Below are 19,325 nucleotides of genomic sequence, written 5' to 3' on the forward strand. Positions count from 1 at the left end.
TCAGCTTTCCAGGATTTGAGTTCGGCTGAGGTCAAGACCCCAACCGAGCAATTCGTCTGCGCGGGTTTCTGTCTTTGCCTCGATGTAGCACCGCAATTCGGGCGCGTTGCCTGACGCACGGAAGTGAACAACCTCTCCGTTGCGGGCGGTGATACGCACGCCGTCGCGATTGTCAATATCAGCGACGCCGCCCAGAACCTCGAAGAGAGTGTCGGCATAGACGGCATCCGTTGCCAGTCTTTTGAGGAAGGACGCGCTATTTTCCGCCGATACGCCTTCAAGCCGGCCACTTGACGCGGCAAGGAATCCGAAACCGGCCGCGATCTCGGCGAGCGGGCGACCTGTCGCCGCAATCGTTGATAGCGCACAGAGAATTGGCAACAGCGAATCCCGGGTTCGCAAGGCTGCGAGCCTGCGGCCATCCTTCTCGACGGATGACCCCAGAAGAACGCCGCCATTTGCCTCGAAGCCAACGACGCATTTTGCCCCTTGAGCGAAAGCTGCGCCGATCCCCTCGATGACATAGGGCGAACCTATGCGTGTGCGCAGCACGGTTGCGAAATGCCCGCAACGCTCCAAGGCAGAGTTGGAGCTGACCGGCGTAACGATGCAGTCGGCATCAAGAAAACGCGCCGTGATCGCGCCGATCAGGTCGCCGCGCACGAAACTGCCCTGCGCATCCGCCACAAGCGGCCGGTCGCCATCGCCATCAGCCGACACGATGGCATCGAACGGCCCCGCCGCCGCCCAGTTCTTGAGAAGCAGTAGATCCTCTTGCCTGAGTGCTTCGGTGTCCACCGGAATGAAATGCGTGGACCTGCCGAGCGGCACCGCCTCGGCCCCCAGCGCACGAAGGATATCGACAATGATGTCCCTTGCTACCGACGAATGCTGGTAGACCCCGACACGGAGACCAGACAGGCTACCTGGCTGAAAGAAACCAAGAAAATGATCCTTGTAGCCTGCGGACGGTTCGGAGCCCGGCTGTACGGGTTCGACGGATGGCTGTGATCGGTCGGCTATCTGCAAGCCTGCGTGGATGGCCACAATTTCAAGCTCATCGCGCTTGTCGATCTCGCCGTCCGCCCGGTAGAATTTCAGCCCATTCCTGTCGTCGGGAATATGACTGCCGGTCACCATGATCGCCGGAGCTCTGCCTGCTGCATAAAGTGCGAGTGCTGGCGTGGGCAAGGCTCCGCAATCGACCGGCACCAAACCGGCTTCGGCGATCGCTGCATGGACAATCCCCGCAATCTCGGGACTGGAAGAGCGAAGGTCGCGCCCGACAAGGATCTGGTCGCCCGCGCTCAACACACCACGCGCCATAAGCATGCGTGCGAAGGCAATCGTATAGGTGCGCGCCGGTGGTCCCATGAGCTCGCTGACGAGACCGCGCAGCCCGCTGGTGCCGAACTTCAAAGTCACTGATTGCTCCCTTTTTCCGGGAATGCCGCCCCAGCACAAATTGCGGCAAGGCCCCTCACCTGCCGCAGCCTGTCCTGGTGAGCGGAGACGTCGGACAGCGTGCTACTATAGATCAAAGCCACGCGACCTGATCTTCATGAATGGGCAGTTTTTGCTTAGAGGCCGCTAATATTATTGGGTACAGCCGGCTCTCATTGCCTCCAGCAAGGATTTTTCCTTTCAAGAAGCTCTCCGTGAATTGCCAAGCCCCCACCTGACACCCGAGTTGCCCGTGCTTAGGTTTCAGGCAATGGCTTGTCAATCTCGGACGCGGGACCGAGTTCGATTTCAACACGCTGCGGGAGATTCAGGTGACCTCGGCCGTGAAAAGCTATTGAGCAAGCCTACCGAGTTCAGGCAAATCGAACGCCGATCGAACCCTCGAGCTCACTGACGATCCAGGATGCGGCGCACGACCCGCTCGGTGGATTTTCGCCATTCCGGCGCGTTCCATCCGAATATGGCCGCGAATTTCGCGCTCGACAGGCGCGAACTGGCCGGGCGTCGCGCCTTGGTCGGATAGTCCTTGGTGGCAATATCCCGCACCTGCGCCCAGGGACCGCCAGCCGCTTGGCTTGTGTCCAGGATGTGACGGGCAAAGCCGCTCCAGTTGGTCTCACCCGTGCCGGCCAGGTGATAAGTACCGAACGCACCACTCTTGTCGTCATGCAGCATCGCCGCCGCATGCAGGATAGCGTCGGCGATATCGAGCGCCGAGGTGGGATTGCCCCACTGATCGGCCACCACCGAAATCTCGTCGCGGTCGGCAGCCAGCCGCAGCATGGTTTTGACGAAATTCTTGCCGAACGGGCTGTAGACCCATGCGGTTCGCAGGATCAGGTGACGCGGGCCGGCAGCGGCCACCGCCTGCTCGCCGGCGAGCTTGGAGGCGCCGTAGACGCCAAGGGGTGCCGTCGCGTCGGTCTCGACATACGCGTGAGGGCCACTGCCGTCGAAAACATAGTCGGTCGAAAGATGGATGATCGGAACGCCAAGGCGTGCGGCTGCCTGCGCCACCTTGCCGGCGCCGGTCGCGTTGACCGCAAAGGCAAGGTCGGGCTCGTCCTCGGCCTGATCCACGGCCGTGTAAGCGGCGGCCGAGACGACGATATCCGGTTTGCCCGCCGCGATGGCGTCGATGATCGTCCCAGGTCTTGCCAGGTCGAGATCCGGACGGCCGATGGCGACGACCTCCACGCCGGTGCGCGCCTGGCGGGCCTCCAGCAGGCTTGCCGCAACCTGACCGTCGCGTCCGGTGACGACGAGCCTCACGCGCCACCCTTGCGCGCTTCGCCCAGTCTTTCACCGGCGTAGCGCTGCTCGCGGATCGGCCCCCACCACCATTTGTTGTCGAGGAACCAGTCCACGGTTCTGGTCAGGCCGCTGTCGAAATTCTCCCTCGGCGCCCAGCCGAGTTCGCGGCCGATCTTGGAGGCATCGATGGCGTAGCGGCGGTCGTGGCCGGGGCGATCGGTGACGAAGGAGATCAGGTCGCGGTAGCTCTTGCCCCCGGCCCGAGGACGCCTGACATCGAGCAGGTCGCAGATCGTCTCGACGACGGCGAGGTTCGTCCGTTCCGAATTGCCGCCGACATTGTAGCTCTCGCCCGGTGTGCCCTTGGTGGCGACGAGTTCCAGGGCCCGCGCATGATCCTCGACGAACAGCCAATCGCGCACATTGGCGCCGGCGCCATAGACCGGCAGCGGCTTTTCGTCGAGCGCGTTGAGAATGACGAGGGGGATCAGTTTTTCGGGAAAATGATAGGGGCCGTAATTGTTCGAACAATTGGAGAGCACGACCGGCAAGCCATAGGTCTCGTGCCAGGCCCGCACCAGATGGTCCGAGGCTGCCTTCGAGGCGGAATAGGGCGAGGACGGTGCGTAAGGCGTCTCCTCGACGAACATGCCGCCATCAAAAGGCAGATCGCCGAACACCTCGTCGGTCGAGACATGATGGAAGCGGAAGCGGTTTTTCCTGTCATCGGCAAGGCCGCGCCAGTATTCGAGCGCCGCATTGAGGATCCGGTAGGTGCCGACGATGTTGGTCTCGATGAAGGCGCCAGGCCCGTCGATCGAACGGTCGACATGGCTCTCGGCGGCAAGGTTCATGACGATGTCGATATCGTCGTGGCGCAGGAGATCGAGCACCGCCCTCTCGTCGCAGATATCGGCATGGGCGAAGCTGTAATTATGCGCGTTTTCGATCGGCCGCAGCGAAGCCAGGTTGCCGGCATAGGTCAGCTTGTCGAGATTGGTCACCCGGTAGGCCGGATTGGCGCACAGATGCCGGCACACCGCCGAACCGATGAAGCCGGCACCGCCTGTCACCAGAAAGTTCATGCCCCTATCCCCATCAGGCAAACACCTCTGCGGCAGCAAGCATCGGTGCCTTGAGGTCCTTGTCCGAAAGCTGGAACCCACCAGCGATCGACGGCCACTTGATGCCGATGGCGGGATCATCGAAACGGATCGAGCGTTCATGGTCGGGCGAATAGGTGTCGGTGACCTTGTAGAGGACCTCGGTGTCGGGCACGAGCGTCACAAAACCATGTGCAAAGCCTCTTGGCACCAGAATCTGGTTGCCCTTTTCGGCCGAAATCTCGTGGGCGATCCATTTTCCAAAGGTCTTCGAGCTGCGGCGGATGTCGACACAAACATCCAGAATCCGGCCGCGGATCACACGCAGCAACTTGTCCTGGGTGCGGGGCGCAAGCTGATAATGCAGCCCGCGCAAGACGCCCGCCGCCGCGGAATAGGAATGGTTGTCCTGGATGAAATGCAATTTTATTCCGGCCTGCGCAAAGCGCTCGGCATTGTATGTCTCCATGAAGAAGCCACGTGCATCGCCATGCCGCTTTGGAACGATTTCCAGCACGCCTTCGAGGCCGAGGGACCTGATCTCCAACGCTCAGCCCTCCGACAGATCGGCGACGCGCCGGCGCAGATAGGCGGCATATTCATTTTTGCCCAACCGGGTTGCCCGTTCCAGCACTTGGTCTGCCGTCAACCAGCCCTGCTCGAAGGCGATCTCCTCAGGGCAAGCGACCTTGATGCCTTGCCGATGCTCGATCGTACGCACGAAGGAAGACGCGTCGTTCAGACTGTCATGGGTCCCGGTGTCGAGCCAGGCATAGCCGCGCCCCAATCGGTGCACATGCAGCAGGCCGCGATCGAGATAGGCGTTGTTGACCGCGGTGATCTCGAGCTCGCCGCGGGCCGAAGGTTTAATGGAGGAAGCGATATCGACGACGGTGTTGTCGTAGAAATACAGCCCTGTGACAGCCCAGTTGGATTTCGGCTTTTGCGGCTTTTCCTCGATCGTGAGCGCGGTTCCGGTGGCCTTGTCGAAGGACACGACGCCATATCGTTCTGGATCATCGACGCGGTAGGCGAACACCGAAGCGCCGGTCTCCCGCGCAGCGGCGCTGCGGCAAAGCTGCGACAGCCCGTCGCCAAAATAGATGTTGTCGCCCAGGATCATCGACACGCTGTCCTTGCCGATGAAGTCGCGGCCGATGATGAAAGCTTCCGCGAGCCCATTGGGTTGCGGCTGCTCCGCATAAGAGATATCCAGCCCAAAATCCGATCCGTCGCCGAGTAAATCGCGGAAAACGGGCAGATCACGGGGCGTCGAAATAACCAGGATCTCGCGAATTTCCGCGAGCATCAGTACGCTCAGCGGATAGTAGATCATCGGCTTGTCGTATACCGGAAGAATTTGTTTAGAGACTGCCAATGTCAGCGGATAAAGGCGCGTTCCACTACCTCCCGCAAGGATAATTCCTTTCAAGAAGCTCTCCCTGACATGCCCAAATCCCCTCGGCAGCAGTGGTAGCCATACGACACCTGAAAAGCTGCTGCCAGCGCCCGCTTATACCCTAGAGTCGTTACCAAAATACGCCTGGTACCACTCGACGAACCGCCCTACCCCGTCGGACACCGACGTACCGGGCCGATAGCCGACCGCCGCTTGGAGAGCCGAGGTGTCGGCGAAGGTGTCCGGCACGTCGCCGGGCTGCAGCGGCAAGAACTCGATGATGGCCTTGCGGCCAAGCGCGTTTTCCAGCGCCTCGACATAGGCGGTCAGCTTCACCGGATTGTTGTTGCCGATGTTGAAGATGCGCCAGGGCGCACTGCTCGTTGCCGGATCCGGATGGCCGGAATCCCAGGCAGGGTTGCCGGCGGCAGGGCTGTCGCTGGTTCGGATCACGCCTTCGGCGATGTCATCGACATAGGTGAAGTCGCGCGTGTGGTTGCCATTGTTGAACAGCTTGATCGGCTCGCCGGCCAGGATGCTCCTGGTGAACAGGAACAGCGCCATGTCGGGACGCCCCCAGGGGCCGTACACAGTGAAGAACCGCAGCCCGGTGGTCGGCAGCCCGAACAGATGGCTGTAACTGTGCGCCATCAGTTCGTTGGCGCGCTTGGTCGCGGCGTAGAACTGCAGCGGATGATCGGCCGGGCGGTGCTCGGAAAACGGCATGTCGGTGTTGGCGCCGTAGACACTCGAGGTGCTGGCATAGGTCAGATGCGCTATGCCGCCGCTGCGACAAGCCTCCAGCATGTTGGTGAAAGCGACGATGTTGCTTTCGACATAGGCGCGGGGGTTTTCCAGGCTGTAGCGGACCCCGGCCTGGGCGGCGAGATGGATCACCCGGTCGAAGGCGTGGTCGGCAAAGCAGCCGTCCACGATCTCTCTGTCGGCAAGATTGCCGTGGATGAAATGATATCCGGCATTGGTGCTTCGGCTTGCTTCGGTCAGCAGCCGCAGTCGCGCCTGCTTGATCGCTGGATCGTAGTAGTCGTTGACGCTGTCGATGCCGACAACCTCGTCGCCACGCTCCAGGAGCCGCCTGGCGACGTGATAGCCTATGAAGCCGGCGGCGCCGGTGACCAGAACCTTCATCAGAAGCGCCCGCCCTCGGGAATGGACCCCTGCCGTCTATGGCACGCCAAGCTTCCGACAGACCTCAGGAGCGCTTCAGCAGCGACCACACGGCCGGCACAAGGCTTGCCGCCAGCGCAACCTTGATCAGGTCGCCGACGATGAACGGCACCACGCCGAACTGCCAGGACTTTTCCGGACCGATCAGCAGCGCCAGCCAGGCGAAGCCCATCGCCATCATCACCACTTCGGCAACCAGCATCGCGTTGAAAAGCTTGATCGGGTGGCGATCCCAGCCGCGATCGGCAGCCCAGCCGACAATCGCCGCCATGACCACGAAGCCAGCGAGATAGCCACCGGTCGAGCCGAGCATGTAGGCGATGCCGACGCCCTTTTCCGGCGTACCCTGGAAGACCGGGAAGCCCATCGCGCCCTCCGCCATGTAGAGCAGCAGCGTGGCGACGCCGAGGCGCATGCCGAAGGCTGCGGCGATCAGCAAGACGGCGAGCGTCTGCATCGAGATGTCGACGGGGCCCAGCACGACCTTGGTCTTGGCCGACAGGGTCAAAAGCAGCGTGCCGGCGATCGCCAGCAAAAGCTGTGTTGCCAGTCGCGCCGCGCCTTCTTGCGGCAAAGCCAGAAAAACAAGCGGGCGCATCGTCGTTGCAGTTGCCATGATCTTCCCCAATCCGATCTGTCGCGATCCGATAATCGCGGTCTCAGCGTTTTCCTATATTGGCTTGCGTGCTATGCGGCAATCGGTTTTGCCGTTCCGGGAACATTGTGCCGATATGGCTCTCAAATTCGATACCAGCTTCGATCCGCACTACGGCCAGGGCGTGAGCGTGGCACCGGACATACAGCGCGTCACGGTTCGAAATCCCAGCCCCTTCACTTTTCATGGCACCAACAGCTATGTCGTCGGGCGCGATACGCTGGCGGTGATCGATCCCGGGCCGGAAGACGAGGCACATCTTCAGACCTTGCTCGACGTGATCGCCGGCAGGCCGGTCAGCCATATCTTCGTCAGCCACACGCATCGTGACCATTCGCCTCTGGCGGCCCGGCTGAAGGAACGCACTGGCGCTTTGGTGATGGCGGAAGGGCCGCACCGGCCGGCAAGACCATTGCATATCGGCGAGACCAATGCGCTCGACGCCAGCGCCGACACCGCTTTCGTTCCCGACATCGCGCTGCCGGACGGGGCGTTGGTCGACGGCGACGGCTGGGCGATCCGCACGGTTCTGACCCCCGGCCACACCGCCAATCATGCGGTGTTCGCCCTGGAAGGAACCGGCATCCTGTTTTCGGCCGATCATGTCATGGCGTGGGCGACATCCATTGTCGCGCCGCCGGACGGAGCGATGGCCGATTACATGGCATCGCTGGACAGGCTCATCGCGCGCGACGACAGCCTGCTGCTGCCTGGCCATGGCGGGCCGGTGACGAAGCCACGCGCTTTCATGCGCGGGTTGAAGACGCATCGCAAGATGCGCGAGCGGGCCATATTGGAGCGGGTCAGAGCCGGCGACCGGACCATTCCCGACATGGTCAAGGCAATCTATCGCGACACCGATCCCCGGCTGCATGGCGCCGCCGGACTGTCGGTGCTTGCCCATCTCGAGGACCTGGTGGCGCGCGGCATGGTGTCGACGGAAGACGCCCCCGCCATCGACGGCATTTTCACGCCAACCCGGTAGCCCTGCGCGGCCCGAGCCCTACCTCCCCGCAGGCGCGGAATTCGCAGGAAAGATGACTATTCGGCAGGCGCCGCCCCGACCTGGCCGGCGACTTCCTGGTCCAGTTCCGCCAGGAAATCGGTGACGCGCGCGGCATTGTCGCCAAGGTCATAGCGGCCGTAACGCGAAGCCGACCGCATGTCGACGATCACCGTATCGCCGTCGTCCGTCACGCGGATCGCCACATCAGCTGGCAGGCCGAGCACAAAGCCCTTGGCGACAGCGGTAATGGTGACGTCGGTTTGCCCGGCGAGGTCGGGATAGGGTTCGGAAAGTTCCCAGCTGCGCCGGTCGAGCACGGTTTCGACGGCATTGACGATGGTCTCGAATGGCAGGTCGTAGCTGCGTGCGGTGACCAGCGGATAGCTGTCGGTCTGCAGCCGCTGTTCGCCTGGTGTGGATGGGACAAGCACATTCATGTCCTTTGTCCGGTCGCTGACATCGAGCACGGGCGGATCTTCGAAATCGGTCGAGATATCCCTGAGCGGCGGATAGATCGTCGCCCAGTAGGCGGCAACGCCATAGGGGACCAGCACCAGCAGTGCCAGCAAGGCGCCGACGGTGAGGTCGCGGCCGCCGCGGTCGCCAAATTTCCACAGCCTCGAAAAGGCAAAGGCGGCAAACAGCAGCGCCAGCGCCGCCAGCAGCGCGACAATGCCCAACACCCACAGGAACACCGGCGTTTCGACGAGATCGAAGCGATGGCCGACGAAGTCGGTCAGCAAAAGCACCGCTGAAAATGCCGCCGTGCGCCGCGACCAGCCGGCAGCCTTCGACGTTTGCCGTTCGGGAATGCTAACCATTGTTCTCTGCGCTGCCCCAACCCGGACGGAGGTTTAGTGAATTTTCGCGGCGGCTTGAAGCCGAAACACGCAACATCCCCTCAATCCGTCGGCAAGCGATAATCCCTGAACTGCTGGCGCAAGGTGATTTTCTGGATCTTGCCGGTGGCGGTGTGCGGTATTTCGCCGACAAAAGCGACATCGTCGGGCATCCACCACTTGGCTACCTTGCCATCCATGAAGCCGAGAATATCCGCCTTGGTCGGTTCCTTGCCCGGCTTGGCAACGACGACCAGCAAGGGCCGCTCGCCCCATTTCGAGTGATGGACGCCGATGGCCGCCGCTTCTGCTACGTCCGGATGGCCGACGGCCAGATTCTCGAGATCGATGGTCGAAATCCATTCGCCGCCGGACTTGATGACGTCCTTGGCCCGGTCGGTGATCTGCATGTAGCCGCCGGCATCGATGTGAGCGACGTCTCCGGTATCGAACCAGCCGTCCTCATCGAATTGCTCCGCGCCGACGCCACCATAGTACGCACGAGCGACCGCCGGGCCGCGCACCTTCAGGCGGCCAAAGGTCTTGCCATCCCAGGGTTGCGCATTGTTCTCGTCATCGGTCACCTTCATTTCGACGCCGAAGGGCGGGTAGCCCTGCTTCTGCTTGACATCGAGCCGGGCCTCGCCCTGGAGATCGTCATATTCGGGCTTCAAGGTGCACAGCGTGCCGAGCGGCGACATTTCTGTCATGCCCCAGGCGTGGATGACCTGGACGTCGTAATTGTCCTGGAATTTGGTCATGATCGCCCGCGGGCAGGACGAGCCGCCGATCACGACCTTGTTCAGATAGGGCAGCTTCTTGCCGGTCTCCTCCAGATATTGCAGCAGCATCATCCATACCGTCGGCACGGCGGCGCTGAAGGTCACCTTCTCGGTGTCGAGCAATTCATAGATCGAGGCGCCGTCCATCTTGCAGCCGGGCATGACCAGCTTGGCGCCGATCATCGGGCCGGCTTGGCCAAGGCCCCAGGCATTGGCGTGGAACATCGGCACCACCGGCAGGATCGTGTCGCGCGACGACAGGCCCATCGCGTCGGGCATGGCGGCGATCATGGCGTGCAGCACGTTCGAGCGGTGGCTGTAGACGACGCCCTTGGGATCGCCCGTCGTGCCCGATGTGTAGCACATGCCGGCGGCGGTGCCTTCGTCGAAGGTCTTCCAGGCGAAATCGCCATCGGCCTCATCAAGCCAGTCCTCATAGGCGACGGCATTGGGCAAGGTCGTTTGCGGCATGTGCGCCTTGTCGGTCAGCACGATCACCTTTTTCAGCGATTTGACGGCACCGGCGATCTTCTCGAGCAACGGTATGAAGGTGAGGTCGACGAAGACAACCTTGTCTTCGGCATGGTTCATGATCCAGACGATCTGCTCGGGAAACAGCCGCGGATTGAGCGTGTGATAGATCGCGCCGATGCCCATGATGCCGTACCAGGCCTCGATGTGGCGCGCCGTGTTCCAGGCGAGCGTGGCGATGCGGTCGCCCAACCCATAGCCGTCGCGCTCCAGCCGCTGGGCGACCTTGAGAGAACGACGATGGATGTCGGCGTAGGTGGTGCGCACGATCGGTCCCTCGATCGAGCGCGACACGATCTCGCGCACCCCATGCTGCCGTTCAGCGTTGTCGATAAGCTTGTGGCACAGCAGCGGCCATTCCTGCATCAGCCCCAGCATCTGGTTCCTCCTCCCTCGCGCATTTTGCGTCGTAGCTTTGGTTCATTGTGAAGCGAACCGGCGGATTGTCCAGTCATCCGCTTGCGCGGGACACGAATTTCAAAGTCCCTGCCGCAACGGCAAGCGGTTGAATTCTGGCATGTTTTGGATTTCGGGTTGCTGGGCACTCGTGCCAACGCGATGGCAGGAGGATCAAAATCACCACAATGGCGGCGGTGTTCTACCCCGTGAAATCACCGGGAAATCCGCCACAATCCGGCCATTCTCGGCGTTAAGTTTCGTTAACGGGCAAAGGGGTGCGATTGGCGACTGAAAGAGGTTCGCATGGACGCGCAACTCGACGACAAGGTCTTGGAGAGCACACTGGCCGAAAGTCTGGCCGATCTGGTGCCGGACGAAAAGACTGTTTCCGAAGACGAATTTGTTGAAGTGGTCGGCGGCGCGCTCGAAGCGGTCGGCGGCACGCTGCTGTTCAAGATGTGCGTGGATAACGAAGGGGCAGGCCAGCACGTCGCGGCCGCCTCCGTCGGTGCTGGCGGCAATCGCCAGTTCCTGCTGCTCACCTTGCCGACCGGCGGCGGCTCGCTGAAAGTTGAGACCGTTTCGAGAAGCAGCAATCCGGTCGCGGGCATCGCGGCCGCCTATGCCGGACTGATGGACGCATTCAAAACCGCCGCCTGAGCTTCGGCCGGCACTCGAAAACGCTGGTGCTCCACGCCTCGGCGGTTGGCTCCTGTTTTCGTGATGCGAACCGACCTTGCGCAACAGCTGTGCCCGCCACACTTTAAGGGGCCAGGCAAGGAGAACCAGCATGGACAAAATCGCCAACCCGGCACCGGGCTTCCAGCGCAATCCCGACAAGATCATCACCATCGAGCCCTATGTCGGCACCGTCACGGTGCGCGCCGGCGATACGGTTATCGCATCATCCACCAAGGCCAAGGTGTTGACCGAAGCCCCCTATTCCCCCGCCTTCTACGTTCCGTTCGCCGACATCGATTTCGACGCTCTGAGCGGCACCGAACACTCGACGCATTGCCCCTACAAGGGCGATGCCAGCTATTGGAGCGTGCTGCCGGCCGGCGAGACCGGCCAGAATGCGATGTGGGCCTACGAGCGGCCTTTCGACGAAATGACCGAAATCCGCGACCACGGTGCGTTCTACGCCAGCAAGGTGACGATCGAAGCCACGCCGGGCTAAACGCTTCGACTTGAAGGCACCACCCTCAGTCGGTCGTGCCGTGATTGCCTGTGCCATCGGCGTCGTCGAGACGCACGAAGGTCATGCCCTTTTCCTTCAGCGCCAGCAGGCCCTGAACCACGCCCTCGCCAGCTGCATGGGTCGGCTGGTTGATGTGCGAGATGATGACGTCGCCGTCCTTGGCTGCGGCGATGCGCCTGGCGGTCTCCTTGGCGCCCAGCAGCGAACCGCCATCGCCATTGATCGAGAAGCCGGCAATCTTGAAGCCGAGCTTGCGGATCATCGCGATCGCCGAGGGGCTGTATTCGGCGGTTGCGCCGCGGAACCATTTCGGCACCGGCTCGCCGGTCCTGGCAAGCGCCGCGGCCCCCGACTCGACCTCGGCCAGCACAGCCTCCGGGCTGCCGGCGCTCTTTATGCCATAGATCTTCTGCGGCGTGTCGACCGCCGGAACATGGCGCCCGCCGTGATTTTCCAGTTCGAACAGGTCAGGGTGCGCCCGCATGATCTCGACCGCCGCGGCGTTGCGCTTCAGCCAGATGCCGGTGACGAAAATGGTGGCGGGGATCTTGTTTTCCACCAGCGCCGAGAGAATGCGTGTGTCGGTCTGTCCGCCGCAGGCATCGAGCGTGAGCGCGACGCGGCCGGCCCCACTTGCCGCCGGCTTGATGTGCAGCGTGGGTTCGACCAGCGGCGCGGCATGGGTGCTGGACACCACCGCCAACGACATGGCGATCATACAGAGATGTTTTTGCAGCAGACGCATCAAACCAAATTCCCGAGCAGCGATTTCAAGCCGGTATCCCAAGACCCGCATGAAGGCGGAAATCGGGACGATGGATAGCAGAAAATTGCCTGGCGCGGCAATTTGACCGCGCACTGGTGCACGAGCCATTCGACAGCCCTCGACGTTCGATTGCCGCTCAGACAGCGCGTTCCCGCTTCATCTCGGTGCGCGCGAGGAGTTCGCGCGCTGCTTCGACGACGGGCTGCACCTCAAGCCGCCAGACGCAGCATGCCTTGCTGGGGTCCTTCGGGCGGCACAAGCCCTTGGCCACGCAATCGCACGGCATCGACGGCCGAAGCGCGATGCTGGGCACGCCGACAGGCCCCCATCGCGACGGATGCGTCAGGCCGAAAAGCCCGACAACCGGCGTGCCCACGGCAGCGGCCATATGCATCGGGCCGCTCTCATTGCCAACAAACAGCCGCGCCTGTTTGAGGACAGCCAGCAAGGTCTCGAGCGACAGCGTCCCGACAAGGTCGACGACCGGCGTCGCCGTCCTGGCGATGATCCGCCCGGCGATCTCGCGTTCGTCCGGACCTCCCACCAGGGCAACGGCCAATCCGCTGTCGGTGGCAATCTCGTCGATCGCCTCGGCAAATCGTTCCGGCTGCCATTGCCGGCCCTTGAAGCTCGCACCCGCATGCACGGCGACGAAGCCGTTTGGGTGGAGACGGTGCTTGCTCAGAAGCGCCAGGGCTTTCATGGTCTCTGACGGCAGCGGCTGAATGGTGGGCACCGTCACGCGCAGATCGATGCCAAGCGCTTCAAGGGGCGACAGATAGCGATAGACAAAATGCTGGCCGCCAAACCCCTGTGGTTTTGCAAACAGATTGGCGGGCTGCCGCTCCAGCAGTTTCAGGGGCCTCTCGGGCGGATTGTAGCCGATGCGTGTCTTGGCGTTGACGAGCCCGCTAACGAGGCGCGAGGTCTTGGAATCAGTCAGGTCGATCGTCAGGTCGAATCGAAAGCGGCGCAGAGCCCGCACCATGGCATAGAGCTCTTTCCCACGCTCCAGCGGGGTGCCCCGCATGCGGGACCGCCTGAACGGAACCACCTCGGAAGCAATGCCATGCGTCACCACGAAGCTTTCGAAATGAGCCTCGCAAAGGAACACGATCCTGGCGCCGGGGAATTCGAGTTGCAGGTTCCTGGCGAGCGTCGAGGCGAGAACAATATCGCCGATGAACTTCGTTTGAATGATCAGGATCGAGCGAAATGGCGCGGGTGAGATCTGCAACATGTGATTCCGGGTGCAATTGGCGGGCCATCCGCAAATTGGGCAGGAACAATGTCGAGATTACGCAATGCCTTCAGCACGTTCGCGTGAGTTTTCATACAAAACGGTAAATTTTAGTGAGGCCTAAGTTCCTAACCTTTGCCTGCCTTCGCGACCAGCACCGCGGCCTGCGCGGCCGCCAGCCTGGCGATCGGCACGCGATAGGGCGAGCACGACACATAGTCGAGACCGACCTCCTCGCAGAAACGGATCGATGCAGGGTCGCCGCCATGTTCGCCGCAGATGCCGAGCTTGATGTCGGGTCGCGTCGCCCTGCCCTTTTGCGCCGCCATGCGCACCAGTTCGCCGACGCCGTCGATGTCGAGCGAGACGAATGGGTCCTGCTCGATGATGCCCTTCTGGCGGTAGGTCTCCAGGAACGAGGCCGCATCGTCGCGCGAGATGCCAAAGGTGGTCTGGGTGAGATCGTTGGTGCCGAAGGAAAAGAACTCGGCCGATTCGGCGATGACATGGGCACGGATCGCCGCGCGAGGCAGCTCAATCATGGTTCCGGTCAGATAGTCGATCTTGACGCCGGTCTCCTCCATGACGCTTTTGGCGACTGCATCGATACGCGCCTTCACATAATCGAGTTCCTTCACCAGGCCGACCAGCGGCACCATGATCTCGGGCACGACCAGCGCGCCGGCTTTCTTGCCGGCCTCGACGGCGGCCTCGAAAATGGCGCGCGCCTGCATCTCGGCAATCTCCGGATAGGAGACGGCCAGCCGGCAGCCGCGATGGCCGAGCATCGGGTTGAATTCGTGCAAGGCCTCGGTACGCTGCCTGAGTTTGTCGGGCGATACATTCATGACGGCCGCGACCTCGGCGATTTCGGCTTCGGTCTTGGGCAGGAATTCGTGCAGCGGCGGATCGAGCAGGCGGATCGTCACCGGAAGGCCGGCCATGATCTCGAACAATTCCAGGAAATCCGAGCGCTGCATGGGCAGAAGCTTGGCAAGGGCGGCGCGCCGCTCCTTCTCGGTGTCGGCCAGGATCATCTCACGCATGGCGACGATGCGCTCGCCGTCGAAGAACATGTGTTCGGTGCGACAGAGACCGATGCCTTCGGCGCCGAAAGAACGGGCCATGCGGGCATCGAGCGGCGTTTCGGCGTTGGTGCGCACCTTCATGCGGCGCACCGCGTCAGCCCATTCCATGATGGCGGCGAAATCGCCTGACAGTTCGGGCTGCAGCATCGATACGGCGCCCTTCAACACCTGGCCATTGCTGCCATCGATGGTGATGATGTCGCCCTTGCGGAACGTCTGTCCCATCGAGAGCAGCGTGCCGGCCTTGTAGTCGACGCGCAGCGAGCCGGCGCCAGACACGCAAGGCTTGCCCATCCCGCGCGCGACGACGGCGGCATGGCTGGTCATGCCGCCGCGCGTCGTCAGGATGCCTTCGGCCGCATGCATGCCGTGGATGTCCTCAGGGCTGGTCTCGATACGCACCAGGATCGCCTTGCGGCCTTGCGTCTTCAGATCCTCGGCATCGCCGGAGGAAAAGACGATCTCGCCGGTGGCAGCTCCCGGCGACGCCGGCAGGCCGACGCCGATGACGTCGCGCGCGGCCTTCGGGTCGATCGTTGGGTGCAGCAACTGGTCGAGCGAGGCGGGGTCGATGCGCGCGACGGCTTCCTCCTTCGTGATCAGGCCGTCCCTTGCCATTTCGACCGCAATCTTCAGCGCCGCCTTGGCGGTACGCTTGCCCGACCGGGTCTGCAGCATCCACAATTTGCCGCGCTCGATGGTGAATTCGAGATCCTGCATGTCGCGGTAGTGCTTTTCCAGACTGTCGGAGACGGTGACGAAGGACTGGAAGGCGTCCGGCATCAGCTTCTGCAGTGAAGGCTTGTCGGAGCCGGCGGCGATGCGCGCGGCCTCGGTGATATTCTGCGGCGTGCGGATGCCGGCGACGACATCCTCACCCTGCGCGTTGACCAGAAACTCGCCATAGAGCTGCTTTTCGCCGGTCGACGGGTTGCGGGTGAATGCGACGCCGGTGGCCGAGGTCTCGCCCATATTGCCGAACACCATGGCCTGGACATTGACCGCCGTGCCCCAGCTTTCGGGGATGTCGTGCAGACGCCGATAGGTGATGGCGCGGTTGTTCATCCAGCTCGAGAACACCGCACCGATGGCGCCCCAGAGCTGTTCGTTCGGATCCTGCGGGAAGGGTTTGCCGAGTTCCTCCTCCACCTTGGCCTTGTAGAGTTCGATGACGCCCTGCCATTCGGCTGCCGTCAACTCGGTGTCGAGCTCATAGCCCAATCCGCCCTTCTGGTCCTCCAGGATTTCCTCGAACACCTCGTGGTCGAGGCCCATGACGACATCGGAATACATCTGGATGAAGCGGCGATAGCTGTCATAGGCAAAGCGGGCATCGCCGGAATCGGCGGCCAGCGCCTCGACGGTCTCATCGTTAAGCCCGAGATTGAGCACGGTATCCATCATGCCGGGCATCGACGCGCGAGCGCCGGAACGCACTGAAACCAGCAGCAGCTTCGACGGATCGCCGAACCGGCGGCCGGTCAGCCGGCCGACCTGATCGAGCGCGACCGCGACATCGGCTTCCAACCCTGCCGGATAGGCGCGGCCATTGGCGTAGTAGGCGTTGCAGACCTCGGTGGTGATGGTGAAGCCCGGCGGCACCGGCAGGCCCAGGCTGCACATCTCGGCCAGGTTGGCGCCCTTGCCGCCCAGCAGATTCCTGTCGCTGGCACGGCCTTCCGCCGCACCATCGCCAAAGGTGAAAACCCATTTGGTCATGCTTTGCTCTCCGGTTGCAGGAGATTGGAAAGATTGGCGAAACGGAAAGTTCCGCCCTGCTCCGACTTTGGAGCGATATGATGCTGCAGTGCGAAAGGCAAGCGCCGGCAAAGCCGTCCTGCCGCTACAATCGATTAAGAAAAAGCCCTGCCCGGGCATGCGGCAAAAAGACTTGCCACCTCACGGTTAGACGAATAGAACATAAAGGGAACACAGAGGTGCCCCATGAAACTGACTGGAAAACTCGACTATCTGGAAATGCCGGCGACCGGCGGCACGCTGGACCGGTTGAAGGCTTTCTACAGTTCCGCCTTTGCCTGGTCGTTCACCGACTATGGGCCAACCTATTCGGCCTTTGCCGAAGGCCTGGATGGCGGTTTTCAGGCCGATGCCGCGGAAGCAGCGGCCAAGCCTCTGCCGGTGCTCTATAGCGAGAACATCGAGGAAACGCTGAGCGCCGTCGAAAGCGCCGGTGGCACGATCGTCAAGCCGATCTTCCCGTTCCCCGGCGGCCGGCGCTTCCACTTCGTCGATCCGGGCGGGAACGAGCTGGCTGTCTGGGGTGAATAGCCCGCTCGGACAGGATCCGGTGGCATTGTGGATTGCTCGATTTTGGGCGTTCTTGCCCTCGCTCATAAAGCATTGTGCTTTTCGGCTGCTCTGCTAATAACGCGCCGCACAAGCGACTCTGACGGCAATTGGGGCGTCGCCAAGTGGTAAGGCATCGGTTTTTGGTACCGACATTCCCAGGTTCGAATCCTGGCGCCCCAGCCAGAAATTGTGGGTCCGTTCCGTAGGGACGAATTATGAATTCAAATTCATTACAAAAGACGCTTAATGGCCTCTTTTGCTTTTAAATTGCCGCCATCCGCAGCTTTTTTGTAGTACATAATAGCCGTTGATCGATCTCTTGTTACACCAATACCAAACTCAAAAATGGTACCAAGCGCACTTTGGGCGTTTGCGTCGCCATTTTTGGCACTTTCTTCAAACAATTTTATTGATTTTTCAGTATTCTTTTGAAGACCCATGCCATTCATATATATCATAGCCAGATCATATTGCGCCCTAGGATTGTTTTGATCTGACGATTTTTCAAGCCAGTGACGAGCAAGGGCATAATCTTGCCCAACGCCTTTGCCGGCTAAATACGCCACTCCGAGATTATACTCACCCTGAACATCCCCGCTTTGAGCCGCGCTCGAAAACAATTCCGCAGCGCGTCGATAATCTTGCGGCACTCCTTTGCCAGCTGCGTAGAGGACACCAAGGTTGGCACTGGCCGCGGAAAATCCCTGCGCCGCGGCCTTTGCGTACCAAATGGCGGCCTGTGCGGCATCGGGTGCGACGCCTTTACCGCTGTCATAAAGTCCGCCTAGATTGTTTTCCCCGATAGGGCTGCCTACCGCGGCAGCAGCCCGATACCAGCGCATGGCAGCAGCGAAGTCCTGTGGGACACCCCGGGCATATTCATACAAATAGGCAATTGCCGCCAGCGCCGCGGGATCGTTCTGGGCTGCCGCTTTCTGATACCACATCATCGCTTGCCCATAATCTCGCCCAACGCCTTCGCCGCTTTCATAGGCTGCGCCGAGCTGAAATTGGGCAGGGGCAAACCCTTGGTCCGCCGCCTGGCGGAGGAGTTCGGCGGCCCTGACCGGGTCCTTTGGTACTGCTCGTCCGATCTGATACATTTGGGCCAGGCTCAATTCGGATTTAGCAAATCCCTGGGCCGCCGCCTTAGTATACCAGGCAAAGGCGAGAGCGCTGTTCTGAGCCACGCCGATGCCGCCCTTATCATAGAGGTATCCCAGATTGTGCTCTGCATGCGCGTCGCCCTGGCCGGCGGCTTGCTCTAAGTAGTCCCTTGCCCGTTGGGCGTCCGGCTTCACGCCGCAACCCGATAAGTAAATAAACCCGAGATTGTTTAGCGCCGCCGTCTTGCCTAAGGCAGCGTCATTTTCCCATTGCTGTCGCTCTGAACCCCCGATCGTTCCACATGCCAATTGTTGGGTGACAATAAGCTCGCCTGCGATAGAGTGTGACGAGGGAATGAAAAATGACATTCCGACGCAGGCCACGGTCAGAATTATTATTGTGTACTTTGATGGATTAATCATTGTTACGATCCACGCGGGATTTAAGACTTCTGAATTTACAGTAAGTCCACACGATCCATCTGCGATTTGTGCAGGAATCTCTGCCCTAGCAACGACATTTCAGAACAGTTACGGTGCTCCGATGCTCGTTAAAGCGTCTCCTTAGACCATCCGAACAACTCGCTTTTAGCCAATAGCAACAGTTATAAAAGCCGCACATTAAGTCAACCGACCTACGGCCTATTTGCGATTCGGCCGCAAGTTTCCCTGTACACAAATACTTGATTGACGGAATTTCATCAAATCTGACGTGCGCCTTAACGCCGCTCGCGTCGACAGACGCTGGAACCAACCAGTATGAGAATCTGCATCAATCACGGCGGAGCATGAGGAATTGGCCCGCGCGCCCAAAGTCCTGCATGCAGAATTCAAGCGCGCGGGCAGAAGGAGGTCGGCCGTTTTCCGAGCGCAAAGGGTTTCCTTGACACCTTCCTACATGTCCTAAAACAAGACCCCCAAAGGGAGATAATTGGGTTCTGCGTGGCAGAGACTGAAGTGGCCAATCGCTTCCAGATTGTCCAAACGATCCTTC

Annotated in this window: 17 protein-coding genes and 1 tRNA gene; 5 read left to right on the plus strand and 13 right to left on the minus strand. The window is 61.3% G+C overall.

All coding sequences use genetic code 11. The features are described 5' to 3' along the window. The 7 genes from AC1DX4_RS06910 to AC1DX4_RS06940 all read right to left on the minus strand — a co-directional run bounded on the left by AC1DX4_RS06910 (position 1) and on the right by AC1DX4_RS06940 (position 7,024). Positions 1 to 1,425: a phosphomannomutase gene (locus tag AC1DX4_RS06910; protein ID WP_477219597.1), complete on the minus strand. Its 1,425-nt coding sequence runs from the start codon at positions 1,423 to 1,425 to the stop codon at positions 1 to 3. A 426-nt stretch (positions 1,426 to 1,851) separates the two neighbouring features. Further along, positions 1,852 to 2,736 (minus strand): dTDP-4-dehydrorhamnose reductase, encoded by an 885-nt coding sequence (gene rfbD / locus AC1DX4_RS06915; RefSeq protein WP_477219598.1) that lies wholly within the window; start codon positions 2,734 to 2,736, stop codon positions 1,852 to 1,854. After that, positions 2,733 to 3,803 carry a dTDP-glucose 4,6-dehydratase gene (gene rfbB / locus AC1DX4_RS06920; RefSeq protein ID WP_477219599.1) on the minus strand — a complete coding sequence of 357 codons (1,071 nt, stop codon included), beginning with the start codon at positions 3,801 to 3,803 and terminating at the stop codon, positions 2,733 to 2,735. The genes rfbD and rfbB overlap by 4 nt, the downstream gene beginning before the upstream one ends. Before the next feature lie 13 nt (positions 3,804 to 3,816). Continuing rightward, the gene (gene rfbC / locus AC1DX4_RS06925; protein WP_477219600.1) at positions 3,817 to 4,368 is read right to left on the minus strand and encodes a dTDP-4-dehydrorhamnose 3,5-epimerase; all 552 of its coding nucleotides are present in this window, start codon (positions 4,366 to 4,368) and stop codon (positions 3,817 to 3,819) included. 3 nt (positions 4,369 to 4,371) lie between these two features. After that, the gene (gene rfbA / locus AC1DX4_RS06930; protein WP_477219601.1) at positions 4,372 to 5,253 is read right to left on the minus strand and encodes a glucose-1-phosphate thymidylyltransferase RfbA; all 882 of its coding nucleotides are present in this window, start codon (positions 5,251 to 5,253) and stop codon (positions 4,372 to 4,374) included. An 81-nt stretch (positions 5,254 to 5,334) separates the two neighbouring features. Next, a complete protein-coding gene (locus AC1DX4_RS06935; RefSeq protein ID WP_477219602.1) occupies positions 5,335 to 6,369 on the minus strand; it encodes an NAD-dependent epimerase in 1,035 nt (344 codons plus the stop codon). Positions 6,370 to 6,433: 64 nt separating this feature from the next. Next, positions 6,434 to 7,024 carry a biotin transporter BioY gene (locus AC1DX4_RS06940; protein WP_172231271.1) on the minus strand — a complete coding sequence of 197 codons (591 nt, stop codon included), beginning with the start codon at positions 7,022 to 7,024 and terminating at the stop codon, positions 6,434 to 6,436. A gap of 115 nt (positions 7,025 to 7,139) precedes the next feature. Here AC1DX4_RS06940 and AC1DX4_RS06945 point away from each other — a divergent pair, with 115 nt between their 5' ends. Beyond that, positions 7,140 to 8,048, plus strand: a complete 909-nt coding sequence (locus tag AC1DX4_RS06945) for an MBL fold metallo-hydrolase (RefSeq protein WP_477219603.1) — start codon at positions 7,140 to 7,142, stop codon at positions 8,046 to 8,048. Positions 8,049 to 8,104: 56 nt separating this feature from the next. Here AC1DX4_RS06945 and AC1DX4_RS06950 read toward each other — a convergent pair whose 3' ends face one another. Then, on the minus strand, positions 8,105 to 8,890 hold the full coding sequence (locus AC1DX4_RS06950; RefSeq protein ID WP_477219604.1) for a DUF1499 domain-containing protein: 786 nt from the start codon (positions 8,888 to 8,890) through the stop codon (positions 8,105 to 8,107). An 80-nt stretch (positions 8,891 to 8,970) separates the two neighbouring features. Next, positions 8,971 to 10,599 carry a fatty-acid--CoA ligase gene (locus AC1DX4_RS06955; RefSeq protein ID WP_477219605.1) on the minus strand — a complete coding sequence of 543 codons (1,629 nt, stop codon included), beginning with the start codon at positions 10,597 to 10,599 and terminating at the stop codon, positions 8,971 to 8,973. Positions 10,600 to 10,923: 324 nt separating this feature from the next. On the opposite strand from AC1DX4_RS06955, the gene AC1DX4_RS06960 reads away from it, so the two are divergent. Both AC1DX4_RS06960 and AC1DX4_RS06965 read left to right on the plus strand, forming a co-directional pair. After that, positions 10,924 to 11,280, plus strand: coding sequence for a hypothetical protein (locus AC1DX4_RS06960; protein WP_477219606.1), 357 nt, complete (start codon positions 10,924 to 10,926; stop codon positions 11,278 to 11,280). 130 nt (positions 11,281 to 11,410) lie between these two features. Further along, positions 11,411 to 11,800: a DUF427 domain-containing protein gene (locus AC1DX4_RS06965; protein WP_477219607.1), complete on the plus strand. Its 390-nt coding sequence runs from the start codon at positions 11,411 to 11,413 to the stop codon at positions 11,798 to 11,800. 25 nt (positions 11,801 to 11,825) lie between these two features. Here AC1DX4_RS06965 and AC1DX4_RS06970 read toward each other — a convergent pair whose 3' ends face one another. The 3 genes from AC1DX4_RS06970 to ppdK all read right to left on the minus strand — a co-directional run bounded on the left by AC1DX4_RS06970 (position 11,826) and on the right by ppdK (position 16,634). Then, positions 11,826 to 12,566: a polysaccharide deacetylase family protein gene (locus tag AC1DX4_RS06970; RefSeq protein WP_477219608.1), complete on the minus strand. Its 741-nt coding sequence runs from the start codon at positions 12,564 to 12,566 to the stop codon at positions 11,826 to 11,828. A 157-nt stretch (positions 12,567 to 12,723) separates the two neighbouring features. Next, the gene (locus AC1DX4_RS06975; protein ID WP_477219609.1) at positions 12,724 to 13,827 is read right to left on the minus strand and encodes a glycosyltransferase family 9 protein; all 1,104 of its coding nucleotides are present in this window, start codon (positions 13,825 to 13,827) and stop codon (positions 12,724 to 12,726) included. Between the two features lie 128 nt (positions 13,828 to 13,955). Next, entirely contained in the window at positions 13,956 to 16,634 is a 2,679-nt protein-coding gene (gene ppdK / locus AC1DX4_RS06980) for a pyruvate, phosphate dikinase (protein WP_477219610.1), read from the minus strand. Positions 16,635 to 16,859: 225 nt separating this feature from the next. On the opposite strand from ppdK, the gene AC1DX4_RS06985 reads away from it, so the two are divergent. Next, entirely contained in the window at positions 16,860 to 17,204 is a 345-nt protein-coding gene (locus AC1DX4_RS06985; RefSeq protein WP_477219611.1) for a VOC family protein, read from the plus strand. A 129-nt stretch (positions 17,205 to 17,333) separates the two neighbouring features. After that, a tRNA-Gln gene (locus AC1DX4_RS06990) sits at positions 17,334 to 17,408 on the plus strand. A 47-nt stretch (positions 17,409 to 17,455) separates the two neighbouring features. On the opposite strand, the gene AC1DX4_RS06995 is transcribed toward AC1DX4_RS06990, so the two are convergent. Next, entirely contained in the window at positions 17,456 to 18,754 is a 1,299-nt protein-coding gene (locus tag AC1DX4_RS06995) for a tetratricopeptide repeat protein (RefSeq protein WP_477219612.1), read from the minus strand. Between the last annotated feature and the right edge of the window lie 571 nt (positions 18,755 to 19,325).

The sequence above is a fragment of the Mesorhizobium sp. P3_A8 genome, from assembly GCF_056402995.1.

Coding starts and splice junctions, on each gene's coding strand:
- ppdK (WP_477219610.1), bottom strand. CDS start 16,634: ATGACCAAATGGGTTTTCACCTTTGGCGATGGTGCGGCGGAAGGCCGT.
- AC1DX4_RS06965 (WP_477219607.1), top strand. CDS start 11,411: ATGGACAAAATCGCCAACCCGGCACCGGGCTTCCAGCGCAATCCCGAC.
- AC1DX4_RS06975 (WP_477219609.1), bottom strand. CDS start 13,827: ATGTTGCAGATCTCACCCGCGCCATTTCGCTCGATCCTGATCATTCAA.
- AC1DX4_RS06995 (WP_477219612.1), bottom strand. CDS start 18,754: ATGATTAATCCATCAAAGTACACAATAATAATTCTGACCGTGGCCTGC.
- AC1DX4_RS06960 (WP_477219606.1), top strand. CDS start 10,924: ATGGACGCGCAACTCGACGACAAGGTCTTGGAGAGCACACTGGCCGAA.
- AC1DX4_RS06970 (WP_477219608.1), bottom strand. CDS start 12,566: ATGCGTCTGCTGCAAAAACATCTCTGTATGATCGCCATGTCGTTGGCG.
- AC1DX4_RS06935 (WP_477219602.1), bottom strand. CDS start 6,369: ATGAAGGTTCTGGTCACCGGCGCCGCCGGCTTCATAGGCTATCACGTC.
- AC1DX4_RS06950 (WP_477219604.1), bottom strand. CDS start 8,890: ATGGTTAGCATTCCCGAACGGCAAACGTCGAAGGCTGCCGGCTGGTCG.
- AC1DX4_RS06955 (WP_477219605.1), bottom strand. CDS start 10,599: ATGCTGGGGCTGATGCAGGAATGGCCGCTGCTGTGCCACAAGCTTATC.
- rfbB (WP_477219599.1), bottom strand. CDS start 3,803: ATGAACTTTCTGGTGACAGGCGGTGCCGGCTTCATCGGTTCGGCGGTG.
- AC1DX4_RS06945 (WP_477219603.1), top strand. CDS start 7,140: ATGGCTCTCAAATTCGATACCAGCTTCGATCCGCACTACGGCCAGGGC.
- AC1DX4_RS06940 (WP_172231271.1), bottom strand. CDS start 7,024: ATGGCAACTGCAACGACGATGCGCCCGCTTGTTTTTCTGGCTTTGCCG.
- AC1DX4_RS06985 (WP_477219611.1), top strand. CDS start 16,860: ATGAAACTGACTGGAAAACTCGACTATCTGGAAATGCCGGCGACCGGC.